Annotated in this window: 15 protein-coding genes and 1 pseudogene; 1 reads left to right on the top strand and 15 read right to left on the bottom strand. The window is 60.1% G+C overall.

The window, feature by feature from the left end; translation table 11 throughout:
- Window positions 1–2 precede the first annotated feature (2 nt).
- From X733_RS146675 to X733_RS146620, 14 genes and pseudogenes are all read right to left on the bottom strand, one after another.
- Window positions 3–935, bottom strand: a complete 933-nt coding sequence (locus X733_RS146675; protein WP_023819235.1) for a glycosyltransferase family 2 protein — start codon at window positions 933–935, stop codon at window positions 3–5.
- 139 nt (window positions 936–1,074) lie between these two features.
- A complete protein-coding gene (locus X733_RS146670) occupies window positions 1,075–3,063 on the bottom strand; it encodes a nucleoside-diphosphate sugar epimerase/dehydratase (RefSeq protein ID WP_031193607.1) in 1,989 nt (662 codons plus the stop codon).
- Window positions 3,064–3,293: 230 nt separating this feature from the next.
- Window positions 3,294–3,695 carry a sulfatase/phosphatase domain-containing protein gene (locus X733_RS146665; RefSeq protein ID WP_023819237.1) on the bottom strand — a complete coding sequence of 134 codons (402 nt, stop codon included), beginning with the start codon at window positions 3,693–3,695 and terminating at the stop codon, window positions 3,294–3,296.
- Window positions 3,692–4,444: pseudogene (locus tag X733_RS146660) on the bottom strand (sulfatase-like hydrolase/transferase); the annotation flags it as partial. The pseudogene X733_RS146660 and the gene X733_RS146665, both read right to left, overlap by 4 nt.
- Before the next feature lie 480 nt (window positions 4,445–4,924).
- Window positions 4,925–5,314 carry a sulfotransferase family protein gene (locus X733_RS1000000167255; RefSeq protein ID WP_023819239.1) on the bottom strand — a complete coding sequence of 130 codons (390 nt, stop codon included), beginning with the start codon at window positions 5,312–5,314 and terminating at the stop codon, window positions 4,925–4,927.
- Window positions 5,315–5,416: 102 nt separating this feature from the next.
- On the bottom strand, window positions 5,417–6,082 hold the full coding sequence (locus X733_RS146655; protein WP_023805751.1) for a sulfotransferase family protein: 666 nt from the start codon (window positions 6,080–6,082) through the stop codon (window positions 5,417–5,419).
- An 82-nt stretch (window positions 6,083–6,164) separates the two neighbouring features.
- Entirely contained in the window at window positions 6,165–7,634 is a 1,470-nt protein-coding gene (locus X733_RS146650) for a hypothetical protein (RefSeq protein WP_023805752.1), read from the bottom strand.
- Window positions 7,634–8,359: an ATP-binding cassette domain-containing protein gene (locus tag X733_RS146645; protein WP_023687183.1), complete on the bottom strand. Its 726-nt coding sequence runs from the start codon at window positions 8,357–8,359 to the stop codon at window positions 7,634–7,636. Before X733_RS146645 ends, X733_RS146650 begins: the two co-directional genes overlap by 1 nt.
- Before the next feature lie 36 nt (window positions 8,360–8,395).
- On the bottom strand, window positions 8,396–9,145 hold the full coding sequence (locus X733_RS0135160) for an ABC transporter permease (RefSeq protein WP_023735561.1): 750 nt from the start codon (window positions 9,143–9,145) through the stop codon (window positions 8,396–8,398).
- Between the two features lie 109 nt (window positions 9,146–9,254).
- Window positions 9,255–10,184 (bottom strand): dTDP-4-dehydrorhamnose reductase, encoded by a 930-nt coding sequence (rfbD, locus tag X733_RS146640; RefSeq protein ID WP_023735563.1) that lies wholly within the window; start codon window positions 10,182–10,184, stop codon window positions 9,255–9,257.
- Window positions 10,181–11,275 (bottom strand): dTDP-glucose 4,6-dehydratase, encoded by a 1,095-nt coding sequence (gene rfbB / locus X733_RS146635; RefSeq protein ID WP_023725246.1) that lies wholly within the window; start codon window positions 11,273–11,275, stop codon window positions 10,181–10,183. The genes rfbD and rfbB overlap by 4 nt, the downstream gene beginning before the upstream one ends.
- 25 nt (window positions 11,276–11,300) lie before the next feature.
- Window positions 11,301–11,855, bottom strand: a complete 555-nt coding sequence (rfbC, locus tag X733_RS146630) for a dTDP-4-dehydrorhamnose 3,5-epimerase (RefSeq protein WP_023670703.1) — start codon at window positions 11,853–11,855, stop codon at window positions 11,301–11,303.
- A gap of 1 nt (window position 11,856) precedes the next feature.
- Entirely contained in the window at window positions 11,857–12,738 is an 882-nt protein-coding gene (gene rfbA / locus X733_RS146625) for a glucose-1-phosphate thymidylyltransferase RfbA (RefSeq protein WP_023698135.1), read from the bottom strand.
- 272 nt (window positions 12,739–13,010) lie between these two features.
- Window positions 13,011–13,604 (bottom strand): biotin transporter BioY, encoded by a 594-nt coding sequence (locus X733_RS146620; RefSeq protein WP_023703207.1) that lies wholly within the window; start codon window positions 13,602–13,604, stop codon window positions 13,011–13,013.
- A 117-nt stretch (window positions 13,605–13,721) separates the two neighbouring features.
- Between X733_RS146620 and X733_RS146615 the strand changes: the two genes are divergently transcribed.
- Window positions 13,722–14,630 (top strand): MBL fold metallo-hydrolase, encoded by a 909-nt coding sequence (locus tag X733_RS146615; protein ID WP_023692735.1) that lies wholly within the window; start codon window positions 13,722–13,724, stop codon window positions 14,628–14,630.
- Between the two features lie 2 nt (window positions 14,631–14,632).
- Here the strand turns inward: X733_RS146615 and X733_RS146610 are convergent, their stop codons facing one another.
- Window positions 14,633–15,415, bottom strand: a complete 783-nt coding sequence (locus X733_RS146610) for a DUF1499 domain-containing protein (RefSeq protein WP_023703206.1) — start codon at window positions 15,413–15,415, stop codon at window positions 14,633–14,635.
- Between the last annotated feature and the right edge of the window lie 17 nt (window positions 15,416–15,432).

Raw genomic sequence — 15,432 nt, forward strand, 5'->3', positions numbered from 1 at the left:
CTCTAGATCCGCCGCCAGATGAAGGCCAGATAGAGCCCAAGCGTACCAGTCAGCGTCTGCCGGTAGACGCCGCTTTTCCGGAGAAGGCGCAGGCGTCGCAAGATACCGCCCTTGCGCGCCCTGATGAACAGGCCGAGGCAAGCGGCGGCATCCCTCGAGAGGATGTCGCGATTGACCGCCAGACCGCTCAGATTGTGATCGGTCCAGACGGCGAACTCGCCCCTGAAGAGGCGCCCCAGCCGCGACAGCCTCGCCTTCCACGACACGTTGGCGCCGACCAGGTTTGCCTCATGCTGGCGGTAGCGCACCAGCGGTCGCGGGTCATAGCGGACAATGCCGCCGGCAGCCGTGACGATCAGATAGGTCCACCAGTCATGGCTGACGAACTCGGTCCTTGCCGATGCCTTTGCCAGCAACTTTCGCGCGGCGCGGTTGATCATCATCGTGTTGCCGCCGGCAATGCTTTGCACAAGCGCATTGCGAAATGCGGGTGGATGCTGGAACAGCGGCGAATACCCTTGCGCTGCTCCGGTTTCGGACATGGTCGCGGTTCTGGAGCAAAACAGCAGCGGCGTTCCGGCATCGTGCCCTTGCATCCAGGCAATGGCGCTCTCCAGCCTGTCCGGCTCCCAGATGTCGTCCTGGTCGCAGAAGGCGTAGTAGTCGGCCTCGATGCGCGGATCGATGATCATCGCGCGGAAATTGGCGGCAAAGCCTTGGCGAGGACCATTCGACAGGGTCAACCGGCCCTTGGACCAGCGGCTCTGCCAGGCGCCGATAATGGCCGAGGTGCCGTCTGTCGAACCGTCGTCGGAAACCCAGAGGTCGACAACAGGATGCGATTGCGCAGCCAGCGACGCGAACTGCTCGTCAAGGAAAGCCGCGCCATCTTTCGTGCCCAGCAGCACGGCCACGCGCTGATCTTGTCTGCTCACTGGTTCAAAATCATCTGCAAACGCCTGGGAACGGCCATCGGATCGGTTTCAATAGCCAATCCCGGTCGATCAGGACAGGCTCTTTGTTCTGACGCAATCCCGGACGGGAAAACCGCTCCACACTTTTTCTGGAATTGCTCTAACCAGCTTGCCCGACTGTTTTCGCAACGGTTTCCCGGCGTGCGTCACTTGGAGGCTCTTCCGCCTGATAGAGGCCGGCCATGACGGCGAGCGCCGAGGCCTTGTCCTGATCGCGCATGGCCGCCTGCAGCAATGTCAGCGCCGCTTGGACCCTGGGCCACCCCACGACATCGGTTCTGAGGCCGAAGATCTTGGGGATATCGAGCGCGACAATCTCCTCATTGCCGCCATGCAGCACCTCGTGAAGCTTCTCGCCCGGCCTGATCCCGGTGAAACGGATCGGAATGTCGGTGTAGGGGCTTTTGCCGGCCATGCGGATCATGGTTTCGGCGACTTCGAGGATCGGCACCGGCTTGCCCATGTCGAGCATATAGATGGCGTAGTCGTCCTTGCTCTGGCGCCGCTCGGCATCGGCTGCCGACATGATGACGAGGTCGACGGCTTCGGCCACCGTCATGAAGTAGCGGGTCATGCGGCGATCGGTGATGGTGACCGGACCGCCGGCCTCGATCTGCGCCTGGAAGATGGTGGCGACCGAACCATTGGAGCCGAAGACATTGCCGAACCGCACGGCGATGAACTTGGTGCCGGAGCGACGGCCATTGGGTTCGGTGGCGTGCGTTTCGTGCAGCGAAGAGACGATCTGCTCGGCGGCGCGTTTCGTCATGCCGAGCACCGAGGTCGGATCGACCGCCTTATCGCTGGAAATCAGCAGGAACTGCGGCACCCCGCATTTGGCGGCAACCTCGGCGCAGACGAGGGTGCCCAAAATATTGGTCTGGATCGCCGATTCCCAGTTTTCCTCGAGCAGCGGCACATGTTTGAGCGCGGCGGCGTGGAAGATGATGTCGGGCTTGAAGTCGGTGACGGCGCGGGTGATCTGGCGCCGGTCGGTGACATCGACGATGCGGCTCTTGAGCCGGGCATGATCCTTTTCGTCAACCTGCTGGTCGAGCTGGAAAATCCCGAACTCCGAGATGTCGGCAACCAGAACCGCCTCGGCGCCGAGTTCCAGCGCCCGCTTGACCAGGATGCGGCCGATGGAGCCGGCGCCGCCGGTCACCAGGACGCGCTTGCCGCTGACGAAGCCGCCAATGCGCTCAACGTCCGACGGGACCGTGGAGCGGCGCAGGATCGTTTCCATCTCGACAGCGTCGAGAACCAGCTTTCCGCCCTGCCCGAGCTCCGAGACACCGGAGAACTGGACGACGGCGATGCCGCTGTGACGGGCGACACGGACCAGCTCCGAGTATTCCTCGATCTCGCGCTCGGTGCCATTGCCGAAAATCAGCATGTCGAGGCTTTTGGTGCCTCTTGCATATTCTTCGAGGACCTCGACCAGGCGGGGCCGCACGGCCACCACCGGAACGCCCTGTATCTGCGTGCCCAACGGCGCGCCGTTCTCGATGGCCATGATGCCGGCGATGGAATATTCGGCCGGCTCGGCCGTGCGTGTGAAGCGGATGATGACGTCTGCTTCGCCAAGCCTGCCGACGAACAGCGCTTGTTTGATCGCCGCATTGTTTGCGTTGCGGCTCAGGATTCGCCAGCTCGCCCCGTCGCGCAGGAACCGGTAATAGAGCCGAGGCGCCGATATGATGGTGAAGGAGACGAGGAAAAAGACGATGAACTGGCGCTCGTTGAGGCCGGTCACCGGCTGAAACGATCGAACCGCCAGCGAGACGACATAGAGCGTGACGGTCAGGATGGCGCAGCTCTTCAGGATGTTGAAGAAGTCCGGCGTGGAGGCGAAACGCCACACGGTGTTGTAGAGGCCGCAATAGCGAAACAGCATATGGCTGAGAAAAACAATACTTGCCCAGCACGCCAGGCCGGCCGTGGAGAGCGCGTCGAATGAAAGTCTCGACTGAGAAAGCCCCAGACTCAGCGCCACCGCGACCAGGACCATGACCAGATCCTGGATCATTATAATGGCGCGCCGCATCTTCGGCCGAAGTCCGGACACGACCTCTACATAGGATGTCATTGGGTAGTACTGAACTCCAGGCGCAAGGACTTGGACACTAACGTAGTGCGAGAGCGACGGAAACCCGTCACCGATCACCTGTTTAGAGTGCCAATCCCCAGCCCCGCCGCTTTGTATCGCATAGCGTGGAGTTGTAGTCATCGCCAGATATTTTTTTGGAAATTCCCTTGGCTGACCTTCAATCCAGACGATCGGGCGGGAGGCGCGCACCGAGATCCATGCGCATTTGCTCAAAGCGGGCGTCGCCGGCCAGATTGTTCCACCTCATAGGGGTCGGCGCTCAAATCATAGAGTTCTTCCGACAAGTCGGAGTAGCGCGTGTAGCGCCAGCGGCTTGACCGCACAGAATGATTGCCGCGCAACCATGTCATGATCGCACAATGGTCTTCCATTTTGCCACCCCGCGCCAAAGGCATGAGTGAACGGACGTCTATGTCCGCCGGTGGCTCGAACCCGCAAAGATCAAGAAGCGTAGGAAACAAGTTGACCAGACTGACTGGCTGGTCGACGCGAGCCGACGTCGCCATACCTCGTGGCGGCACCAGAACGAAGTGCACTCGCGTTGCTTCCTCCCACAGCACGAATTTCCGCCAGTGCAGCTTGTCGCCCAGGTGGAACCCGTTGTGCGTCAAGCACACGTCCAATCTGAGTGTCGCAGTAGGAGATGGCCCCGAGATAGGCCTTGGACGGCGTTGCGCCATTGCCCGTGTTTCAGGACGGTTTCGTGATCAGGCGGCGACAGAGCCAAAGCCTTTGCGATGGCGGGAACGTCGTCAAGGTCGTCATTCTTGACGAAGGGCAGGCTGACCTTGTCGAGAGGATAAAGATCAAGGAATTGTTGCGGTACGTACCAGGGCAAATGCGGCTTGTAGAAACCCGTCGCGCAAAAGAATGGCTGCTCGTGCGGTTCTTGCAGGAAGGCGCAAACCGCGTCCGCGGTCTTGAAATCGGGCATCTCCGGCTCGCGAGCGGATTCGATGGCGCCCCAATCGAAGTGATGATTCATCGACGCTACGTTCGGGAAATCATCAAAATCAAACATGCGGTTGAGCGGCCGATGCAAAGGCATCGGCTCGGACGCGGTCGTATGGAATTCGTCCCACAAGGCTGGGCGGTTCTCGATGTCGCTCCATCTTGCCGACGGCGTCCTGTTGCGCCCTGCATCGGCGTAGTCGAAACTTCCATGGAACACTTTCCCCGCACCCATGCAGAAATACCCGGCTTCGCGCAGGCGCTCGAGCAGTGTAACTTTGCGCAGCGGCGCCCCCCAGAATGGCTCGTTCTGATAGACACCCGTTGTCGTCGGCAGGCATCCGGTGAACACGGACATCCGGCTGGCATTGCAATAGGGCGCCGTGCAGTAGGCGCGCAGAAACGTCGTTCCACGCGACGCGAGTCAGGCGTCTTGACGTCCGGATGGCGGCCCAACGGCGCAATCCAGGAATTGAGGTCGTCAGCCACGATGAAGAGGATGTTGGGTCGCTCCATCAGCCTTCTACCGCCAAGCCCGAATCAATAGTCGGCCAGTCGGAAACCGACAGCCCCGAAAGTCGGGAGAATTCGACGGTGTCATCATAAAAAACCTCGCGCAAATAGGTTACGTCCTCCGGTCGAAGCTCGTTCTCACATCGTCTCCCAAGATGATCTGTTCGCGGAGCAAGGGGGAGAAACGGTTGGATGGAAAGGAACCCAGCAACGGCATCCAGCGTAGGTTGGTGATCCCTCAACAAATCCAGTGAACGCAGGAGCAGAACGTTCTCCCTCGGGAACAAGGCAAATAGCCGGCGTAGTTGGCGTGCGTAAAAGCCCCGTTCGACATAGCTATACACACGCCATGCCGGATCGGTCTGATCCAATCCCTTTAGTCGCCAGCGGCCTTGCCGGATCGCCAGGTGAAAAGGCAGATGCTCCGACCGGTTACCGGTCTCCATACGCATTGCGACCACGCTCGCTCGATCGGATCGCGAAAGATGAAGACAAGCTTAATTGCGGGATTGTATCGCTTTATCCGTTCCAGCGATGGCGGCCAGAAGAGATAGATCGGGGTCACGTCAAATCCGATGCCTCTCCCAGCATCGTCGGAAAAAAAGCTTCCCAACTTGCGATAGTCCGGCTCCGTCCAGTTCTGCGTCTCGTCGTCAAAGAAATGCATCTCCTTGACGGACGGCGTCGCCAGCTGTGGGTGTTGGCTGAGATAGCCGAACAGGCTGGTCGTGCCGGACTTCTGCACCCCACCAACGATGAAACCCAACACAGGCTGGTCCAATGCATGCGCCCCCATGCCAAGGTTACGTCCTTGTTACCACTGTCTCTCGCCCCCCGACGAAAGTGCCCGGCAAGCCATCAAGGAAGCCTAGACAGCGGCGTTTGCCAAGTCCAGTTCCTGATAATCCCGCCCGGAAGCGAACTGCTTGATGAAATCAAGCTGTCTTTCGCTGGGGGGCTCAAGTCCAATAAAATCTGCGATCTCGCACAACAGTGACTCCGGGTTCAACAGCGAACGCTCATAGCTGACAAGGAGCGTCGGCCACTGCAATCGCTGCAGCAATTCCCAATATCTGCTGTACCTGATCAGCGCCAGGTCATAGGCTTGCTCGATCGAGGACTGCATCTGCTTGACTTCGGACTGGGCGACCGCAGCCATGTCACGGTTGACGAACACGATGAACGGGTTCCTCACGACCTCCGCTATCGCCCCGAGGTAAAGATCGGCAGACGGATCTTTCCAACCCCATAGATCATTGGCATCATTTCTCGCCTCGATGATCTCTTCCAGCTTCTTCAAGCCATCATCTGCCGAATCATCGATCAGGCGGCCATCGATGTCCCGACCCTGGGCCGCATAAACGAGCTCCATATCCTCGTGGATGATGGAATCGGGTGACGATCCCATGGGCACGCCCAGGATTATGGCCGCACCGGCGACGAGACTTGTGCCGCCCCGGCCACATCCGACCACTATCAGGGTTCGTGGCCCCCGCGGCAACGCGAGTCTGACCGCCTTGTGTGATGTAGCCATCGCCACCGTCTTACGCTCCTAGTGTCCCAATGTTCGCAGTCGCCCCGACCGCGGCGCCGGCAATCGAAAAAATTCATGACGGTTATTGTTTGCCTGTTGCTGCTTTTTCCGCGCGAACCTGCAGGCGACGCTTGAAAAAATTCAGATGTTTGGCAGTGAGCGACTGGTCCCAATCCCGCGGATACTTCATTGCCTTGGCGAATTTGTACCTCTGCTCCAGGTCCTCGCTCCTCGACTTTGCCAGCTCCAAAGCTGAAACGATTTCATTCAATTCCGAAGCAGCCGGGATGATATTTCCGCTGAGGCCCTTCAAATAATCATCAGTTTTTGTCTTGAAGGTATTTGTCACAACGACACAGCCGGATCCGGCCAGATCCATCGGGATCATGCTCGGATGCGGAGAAGCCATCAGCGTGAGACAGATATCAAAACCCGAGACCTCCTCGATGTATTTGCTGAGGTCCATCCTTGGCAACGAAACCGATCGAACCCCGGGCTGCAGCTCGACAACACCTTCTCCCAAGCCCATGCCCACGCAATCCCATTCCTCGGGGTCGAAAATGCCCCGCCTGAAGGCCGTCGTAAGAGCTAACGCTGTAAGTTCGAACATATTCCGATCCACCACCGGCCGAGAATAGAAGACGATCGTCTTCTTTTTCTTTGCAAGATTGCGTTGGATGAACATGTCCTTGGGCAGGAGATTGGACGAGCAGGCGTTGTTGAAAAACGTATGCGACATGCCGCGAGACCTTATGCCGCCGACATCATTCGAAATGAAGAACTGCATAAGGCTTTCGCTTGAAAATATCGCGTCGTAGTCCATCGCGTATGTACGATCTGCAACGGCATATAGACTATTTGCCGGATAAAATGCAGCCTCATAGTCCTGTATCAGGTATATAAACTTCTTTCTCTCTGTGCGCGCTGTAATCTTTTCTGCAAAATAGGCTGAATACCAAACGGTTGCCACGGCATAATCGTAGCGCGATATAGCAAGAGGTTTCCGCCTCTCGCCGATATACTCGACTTCGAGTTCGTCGAAGACACCCTCCATACCGGGGTATTTCAAAACCTTTTCTCTGAAGTCGGCGATATTGAAATAGAAATTATCAAATAGGACGAGGCGAACATTGATGCCCGTCTTGCGCAAGAACAGCGCCATCTGGAAGACGCCGAAGAACCCGGCCGAGATCGATTTGAAGTCGAAAGCAGGAACCAGGACATTGATCGTCTGCGGCCGGCGCTCGTCTATCTCGACGTCCGGCATGTCGTAGATTCGATTCAGCCGCAGGTTCAAGAACTCGTGATCATAGACATGGTTTGGCGGAGCGACCGCCGGGACGAGCGGCAGCTGCGACAGGTAGGACAGTTGCAGGTCGGAGAGGAAGCCAAGGCGGTGCGCCGCCGACATGCACCAATAGGCAAGCCTGCCCCTATAGCTTTGCAGGGGAACGTCGGGGTCGAAGACCTTATGGTAGGATTGTTTCAAATCCTGGTGCCCGAAGATGCGGGCGCCGGCGCCGGCGAGCGTTGCAGTCAGCTGACGACGCATTAGCCAAAGGTCTCCTCTCTCACGACGCGACCTTTCTCGAGAAACACCGCGGAACTGCACATCGACCGGATCAGGGCATCGGAATGCGATGCCAGCACGACAATGGCGGCATTGTTGAGCCAATGCTCCATTCTCTCTCTGGCCTTCTTTTGAAATGACGCGTCGCCCGTGCCCAGCCCCTCGTCAAGAAGCACGATATCGGTCGGATATGCGGTGACAACCGAAAACGACAGCCGTGTCTGCATGCCGGACGAGTAGGTGCGTACCGGCAAATTTATGAAATCGCCCAGTTCCGAGAACTCGATAATCGATTCGGTCTGGCGCTCGATTTCACGGGGGGCGATACCGGTCATGAGGCTCTGGAGCCGGATGAACTCTCGGCCCGTGAGTTCGGGAGATAAACCCATGGAGGGCGTTATCAGGACGGCCGAGTCCCCGTTGATCACAGCTGTCCCGCTGGTGGGTTTGAGAATGCCTGCCAAGACGCGCAACAGTGTCGTCTTGCCAGCACCGTTGTGCCCGCTCAGCCCCAGCCGGGTGCCGGGTTTAAGATCGAGCGACACGCCATCGAGAGCCGCGACTTCGAAACGGCCGGAGTCACCGGCCAGCAAACGCCCGCCCGTGGTGAAACGGAGCGCGGCTTGCTTGAGAGAACGATTTGCCGGAGCGGACCAGACCGGAATTCGGACGGTGACGTCGCTCAGATGAATGGATGGCGGTGACATGGGGCTTCCAATATAATTGTGTGACGGCGTCAGAATTCAAAGCCAGTACGGAATTCGGTGCTCCGTCCTTCGATAGAGAAGATAGGCGGCGATGCTCCCCGCGCCGGCAATAATGGCGGACACGAGCACGCTCATGTAGTCGGTGCCGTCGCTCATCAGTGGAGTTCGCGCTGCATCGATGATGTAGGCGACAGGATTGTAGACCAGGAACGGAGAGCTGGTAGGGAGAACCTTTGCCGTCCAGATAATCGGCGAAAGCATGAACAGAAGCTGCATAACGGCAGCGGTGATCAGCGGAACGTCTCTGTATCGCACAGAAACAATCGCTACGATGGTCGATATCCAGGCGGCATGGGCAGCCAACAGCGCGGTTCCGACGATGAACATTGGTATGTTCAAGCCGGAGTTCGGATAGGCAATAATTAGAGTTATGAATATAATTAGCACATTGTGCATCAATATTATTATGTTCTTAGAGACACAACGAAATATGCATGAGGCCGGCGAGATCTTCGTATTTAGAAGAAGATCGTGAGATCCAATTAAAGTTTCCGAACCTTCAATTATTGCTCCAGATAGAAATTGCCACAAGACTACACTCGTAGCCAAGTGATGTATGAACTCCCTGATAGGCTGCTTAAACAAGACAGCATATAGAAGCCCAACTGAAAGGGCAAATATTGCCGTGTTCAGCGTAATCCAGAAAGGCCCGAAAGTCGAATTCCGGTAACGAAGCCGTATGTCAAACTGCGCGAGCCGAAGCCAAACCATTGATACACCCGACATTATGATACTTCCTTCAGTGTAACTTGCTCAGGCTTGGTAATTTCCGCGACAGACATGAAGGCGCCGCGATATGGCGACTCGGCCGACATAAAGATAGCGACAAGCTGTTTCATCGCTTAACAGACACAATCGCTACGTCTTTCCATGCTGCCGGCTGGGCTTGCAAGATGCGGCGCACCACAAGCCCTGTCGATTGCTGCCACCCCTGTGCCTCCGATCCGAATGCGGCTGTGAATTTTTGCGTCGAAAGACGCGAATTAGCCGGGCGACGCGCTTTGGTCGGGTAGTCGCGCGCCGTAATATCCCGTACCGCAGCATACGGCCCGCCATGTGACAGGCTTGCCTCCAGAATGTGGCGTGCAAAGCCGCTCCAGTTGACGTCTCCGGCTCCGGCGAGATGGTAGATCCCATAGCCGTCGAAGCTGTCGTCGCCGCGCAACACCGCCGCCGCATGCAGGATCGAGTCGGCAATATCAAGTGCGGATGTCGGATTTCCCCATTGGTCGGCGACCACGGCGATCTCGTCGCGGTCGCCGGCCAGCCGCAGCATGGTTTTCACGAAATTCTTGCCGAACGGGCTGTAGACCCAGGCGGTGCGCAGGATCAGATGGCGCGGATTGACGGCGGCCACGGCCAGCTCGCCGGCAAGCTTGGAGGCGCCGTAGACGCCGAGCGGTGCGGTGGCGTCGGTCTCGACATAGGCGCCGTCCTTGGTGCCATCGAAGACGTAGTCGGTCGACAGATGGATTACGGGCACGCCGAGCTTCGCGGCCGCCTCGGCGACCTTGCCGGCGCCGACGGCGTTCACAGCGAAGGCAAGATCGGGCTCGTCCTCGGCCTGGTCGACGGCGGTGTAGGCGGCAGCCGACACCACGATATCCGGCCGCGCTGCCGCGAGTGCGTCGAACACCGTATCGGGCCGCGCCAGATCGAGCACTGGGCGGCCGAGGGTGACGACCTCGATGCCATCGCGCCTCTGCCCGGCCTCCAGCAGGCTGGCAGCGACCTGACCGTCGCGTCCGGTGACAACCAGCCTCACGCCGCGCCCTTCCTGCCTTCAACCTGGCCGCGCGACCGGACTTGCCCCAGCCGCTCGCCGGCGTAGCGCTGCTCGCGGATCGGTCCCCACCACCATTTGTTGTCGAGGAACCAGTCGACGGTCCTTGCAAGGCCGCTGTCGAAACTCTCCGCCGGCGCCCAACCGAGATCCCGGCCGATCTTGGAGGCATCGATTGCATAGCGGCGGTCGTGGCCGGGCCGATCGGTGACGAAGCTGATCAAATCGCGGTAGCTCCTGCCGCCGCTGCGCGGACGCCTGATGTCGAGCAGGCCGCAAATCGTCTCGACGACGCCAAGGTTGGTACGCTCGGAATTGCCGCCGACATTGTAACTTTCGCCGGGCTGGCCCTTTGTGGCGACCAGTTCCAGAGCACGGGCGTGATCCTCGACGAACAGCCAGTCGCGCACATTGGCGCCAGCGCCGTAGACCGGCAGCGGCTTTTCGTCGAGCGCGTTGAGGATGACCAGCGGGATCAGCTTTTCGGGGAAGTGATAAGGCCCGTAATTGTTCGAACAGTTGGAGAGCACGACCGGCAGGCCGTACGTCTCGTACCAGGCCCGCACCAGATGGTCGGATGCGGCCTTGGAGGCGGAATAGGGCGAGGATGGCGCGTAAGGCGTCTCCTCCACGAACATGCCGCCATCGAAGGGCAGATCGCCGAACACCTCGTCGGTCGAGACATGGTGGAAGCGGAAGCGCGCCTTCCTGTCCTCGTCAAGGCCGCGCCAATATTCGAGCGCCGAATTCAGCACCCGGTAGGTACCGACGATGTTGGTCTCGATGAAGGCGCCGGGTCCGTCGATCGAGCGGTCGACATGGCTTTCGGCGGCGAGGTTCATGACGACGTCGATCTCGTCGCGGTGGAGGATGTCGAGAACCGCCCGCTCGTCACAGATGTCGGCCTGCGCAAATTTGTAGTTGTGTGCATTCTCGATGGTGCGCAGCGAGGCCAGATTGCCGGCATAGGTGAGCTTGTCGAGATTGGTCACATGGTAGGCCGGATTGGCGCACAAATGCCGGCACACGGCCGAGCCGATGAAGCCGGCACCGCCTGTCACCAGAAAATTCATGGCGCTCTCCTCACATCGTCGCGCGTCATGCGAACACCTCGGCCTCAGCAAGCGCCGACGCCTTGAGGTCCTTGGCCGAGAGCTCGAAGGCGCCGGCCGGCGACGGCCAATCGATGCCGATATCAGGATCGTCGAAACGGATCGATCGATCATGCGCCGGCGAATAGGTGTCGGTGACCTTATACAGAACCTCGGTGTCCGGCACGAGCGTGACGAAACCGTGCGCGAAACCCTTCGGCACGAGGATCTGGTTGCCTCTCTCGGCCGATATTTCGAGCGCGACCCATTTTCCGAAGGTTTTCGAGCTGCGGCGGATGTCGACCGCCACGTCGAGAATGCGGCCTCTGATTACGCGCAGCAGCTTGTCCTGCGCGTGTGGAGGCAGTTGATAGTGAAGCCCCCGCACGACACCTGCGGCAGCCGAATAGGAATGATTGTCCTGGACGAAACGCAGATCGATGCCGGCCTCGGCAAAGGCCTCGGCATTCCAGGTTTCGATGAAATAACCGCGCGCATCGCCGTGCCGCTTCGGCACGATTTCCAGCACGCCGTCCAAACCGAGCTGCCTGACTTCCAGCACCCTATGTCTCCGTCAGCTCGGTGACACGCCGGCGCAGATAGGCGGCGTATTCGTTCTTGCCCAGGCGCGTGGCGCGCTCAAGCACCTTGTCGGCGGTCAGCCAGCCCTGCTCGAAAGCGATTTCTTCAGGACAGGCGACCTTGATCCCCTGGCGGTGCTCGATCGTGCGCACGAAGGAAGAGGCTTCATGCAGGCTGTCATGCGTGCCGGTGTCGAGCCAGGCATAGCCGCGGCCGAGCTGATGCACATGCAATTTCCCGCGCTCGAGATAGACGTTGTTGACCGCCGTGATCTCGAGTTCGCCGCGCGCCGAGGGCTTGATCGTCGACGCGATGTCGACGACCTCATTGTCGTAGAAATAGAGGCCGGTGACCGCCCAGTTGGACTTCGGCTCCCGCGGCTTCTCCTCGATCGTCAAAGCCGTGCCGCTGAGCTTGTCGAACGACACCACGCCGTAGCGCTGCGGGTCCTCGACATGGTAGGCGAACACCGACGCGCCGCTTTGGCGCTGCGCAGCAGTGCGGCAGAGCTGCGACAGGCCCTCGCCGAAATAGATGTTGTCGCCGAGAATCATTGACACATTATCCTTGCCGATGAAGTCGCGGCCGATGATGAAGGCCTCGGCAAGCCCGTTGGGCTGCGCCTGCTCGGCATAGGAGAATTCGACCCCGAATTCCGAACCGTCGCCCAGCAACTCCCGAAACACCGGCAAGTCGCGAGGTGTCGAAATGATCAAAATCTGGCGGATACCGGCGAGCATCAAGACGCTCAGCGGATAAAAAATCATCGGCTTGTCGTATATCGGCAGAATCTGCTTAGAGATCGCTAATGTAAGGGGATACAGACGCGTCCCGCTGCCTCCTGCAAGGATTATTCCCTTCAACAAGCTCTCCTTGAATTACCGGCCCCCGCCTCGAAATCAAGTTGCCCGTGCTTAGGTTTCGCGCAATGGCTTGTCAATTCAATCTCGGCCGTGGATCGGCGCCAGAATTGCTCTGCATCTGCCGCCTCGCGGCAATTTGACCGACCAGGCACAAGCTGACGGTGCAAATGGGCGTGGCGATTTGGCAACCGGCTTGCACCATCGGCTGGCGGACGCGTGACAACAAAAAGCCGGCGGGCCTTGGACCCGCCGGCTCATTCATTTGTCCGGTTTCAGGGCTGCTTGGGCAGCAGCGACCATACCGCCGGCACCAGGCTGGCGGCGAGCGCAACCTTGATCAGGTCGCCGAGGACGAACGGCAAAACGCCGAACTGCCACGCCTTTTCCGCGCCGATGAGGGTGGCCAGCCAGGCAAAGCCCATGGCCATCATGACGATTTCGGCGACCAGCATGGCGTTGAACAACTTGATCGGGTGGCGGTCCCAGCCGCGGTCGGCGGCCCAGCCGACAATGGCCGCCATGACGACGAAGCCGGCGAGATAACCGCCGGTGCCGCCGATCATGTAGGCGATGCCGATGCCCTTTTCAGGCGTGCTTTGGAAGACCGGGAAGCCCATGGCGCCTTCGGCCATGTAGAGAAGCAGGGTAGCGACGCCAAGCCGCAGGCCAAATGCAGTGGCGATCAGCAGGACGGCCAGCGTCTGCAGCGAGATGTCGACCGGCCCGAGCACGACTTTCGTCTTGGCCGACAGGGTCAAAAGCAGCGTTCCGGCGATGGCCAGCAAAAGCTGGGTTGCCAGGCGCTGCGCGCCCTCCTGGGGCAAAGCGAGAGAAACAAGCGGGCGCATCGTCGTTGCAAGTGCCATGGTCTTCCCCAATCCGGATTGCCGCAGATCGCGGCCTTGCGTTTTTCTATATTGGCTTCCGTGTTATGCGGCAATCAGTTTTGCCGTCTTCCTGAACAGAGATTCAACGACACCGCCATGGCGCTCAAATTCGACACCAGCTTCGATCCGGCATATGGCGAGGGCGTCACCGTTGCGCCGGACGTCTTGCGCGTCACCGCCAAAAACCCCAGCCCGTTCACCTTTCACGGCACCAACAGCTACATCGTCGGGCGCGATACGCTGGCGGTGATCGATCCCGGCCCCGATGACGAGGCGCATTTCCAGACGCTGCTCAAGGTGATCGCAAACCGGCCGGTCAGCCATATCTTCGTCAGCCACACGCATCGCGACCATTCTCCGCTGGCCGCCCGGCTGAAAGCGCACACCGGCGCTATTGTACTGGCCGAAGGCCCGCACCGCCCGGCAAGGCCGCTGCGGATCGGCGAGATCAACCCGCTCGACGCCAGCGCCGACACGGTTTTCGTCCCGGAGATCGCGTTGCCCGACAATGCGCTGGTCGAGGGCGATGACTGGACGATCCGGACGGTGCTGACGCCGGGCCACACCGCCAATCACGCGGCATTTGCGCTCGAAGGCACCGGCATCCTGTTTTCAGCCGACCATGTGATGGCGTGGGCGACATCGATCGTGGCGCCGCCGGACGGAGCGATGGCCGACTACATGGCCTCGCTCGACAGGCTGATCGCGCGCGGCGATCGCCTGCTGCTGCCCGGCCATGGCGGCCCGGTGACCGCGCCGCGCAGCTTCATGCGCGGCCTCAAGACCCATCGCAAGATGCGCGAACGGGCGATCCTCGAACGGATCCGCGACAGCGACCGGACGATCCCGGACATGGTCAAGGCTATCTACCGGGACACCGACCCGCGCCTGCATGGCGCCGCCGGCCTGTCGGTGCTTGCCCATCTCGAGGACCTGGTGGCGCGCGGCCTGGTTGCTACCCAGGGTGACCCGGCCATCGACGGCGTTTTTGTGCCGGTGGGGTAGAACTACTCAGCCGGCGCGGCACCCACCTGCCCTGCAACCTCCTGGTCGAGTTCGGCGAGGAACCCGACGATGCGCGCCGCATTGTCGCCGAGGTCGTAGCGGCCGTAGCGGGAGGCTGAGCGCATGTCGACGACGATGGTGTCGCCATCATTGCTGACCCGGATGGCGACGTCGGCGGGCAGGCCTACGACGAAGCTCCGGGCAACGGCCGATATCGTCACCTCGTCTTGACCGTCCGTCACCGGATATGGCGCAGTAAGTTGCCAATCGCGGCGGTCGAGCACGGTTTCAACGGCGTCGACGACGGTTTCGAACGGCAGATTGTAGCTGTGCCCGGTGACCAGCGGATAGGCGTCGGCCTGCAGGCGCACTTCGCCAGGCGTTGGCGGCGCGAGCACGTTCATGTCCTTGGTGCGGTCGCTGGTCTCGAGCACCGGCGGATTGTCGAGGTCCGTCGAAATGTCCCTCAGGGGCGGCGTGGTCGCCGCCAAATAGGTGGCAAAGCCGTAGGGCGTCAGCACCAGCAGCGCCAGCAGGGCGCCGACCGAGAGGTCGCGGCCGCCACGGTCACCGAAATGCCACAGCCGGGACAAAGCGAGGCCGGCAAACAGCAAAGCGAACGCGGCAAGCAAGGCGACGATCGCCAGCACCCACAGGAAGGCCGGCGTTTCGACCAGTTCGAAATGATGGCCGGCCAGCACGGTGAGCAGCAGGACCAGGGCAAAAGCGCCCGTGCGCCGCGACCAGCCGGCCGCCTTCGATGTCTGCCGCTCGTCAATTTCCATTGTCTTCAGCACCGCCC

It is taken from the genome of Mesorhizobium sp. L2C066B000 (assembly GCF_000502335.1).
Taxonomy (GTDB): Bacteria; Pseudomonadota; Alphaproteobacteria; order Rhizobiales; family Rhizobiaceae; genus Mesorhizobium.

What these genes read in the sequence shown, in the direction of transcription:
- X733_RS146670 (WP_031193607.1), bottom strand. Translation starts at nt 3,063, where the DNA reads ATGACATCCTATGTAGAGGTCGTGTCCGGACTTCGGCCGAAGATGCGG.
- X733_RS146655 (WP_023805751.1), bottom strand. Translation starts at nt 6,082, where the DNA reads ATGGCTACATCACACAAGGCGGTCAGACTCGCGTTGCCGCGGGGGCCA.
- X733_RS146650 (WP_023805752.1), bottom strand. Translation starts at nt 7,634, where the DNA reads ATGCGTCGTCAGCTGACTGCAACGCTCGCCGGCGCCGGCGCCCGCATC.
- X733_RS146645 (WP_023687183.1), bottom strand. Translation starts at nt 8,359, where the DNA reads ATGTCACCGCCATCCATTCATCTGAGCGACGTCACCGTCCGAATTCCG.
- X733_RS0135160 (WP_023735561.1), bottom strand. Translation starts at nt 9,145, where the DNA reads ATGTCGGGTGTATCAATGGTTTGGCTTCGGCTCGCGCAGTTTGACATA.
- rfbB (WP_023725246.1), bottom strand. Translation starts at nt 11,275, where the DNA reads ATGAATTTTCTGGTGACAGGCGGTGCCGGCTTCATCGGCTCGGCCGTG.
- X733_RS146620 (WP_023703207.1), bottom strand. Translation starts at nt 13,604, where the DNA reads ATGGCACTTGCAACGACGATGCGCCCGCTTGTTTCTCTCGCTTTGCCC.
- X733_RS146615 (WP_023692735.1), top strand. Translation starts at nt 13,722, where the DNA reads ATGGCGCTCAAATTCGACACCAGCTTCGATCCGGCATATGGCGAGGGC.
- X733_RS146610 (WP_023703206.1), bottom strand. Translation starts at nt 15,415, where the DNA reads ATGGAAATTGACGAGCGGCAGACATCGAAGGCGGCCGGCTGGTCGCGG.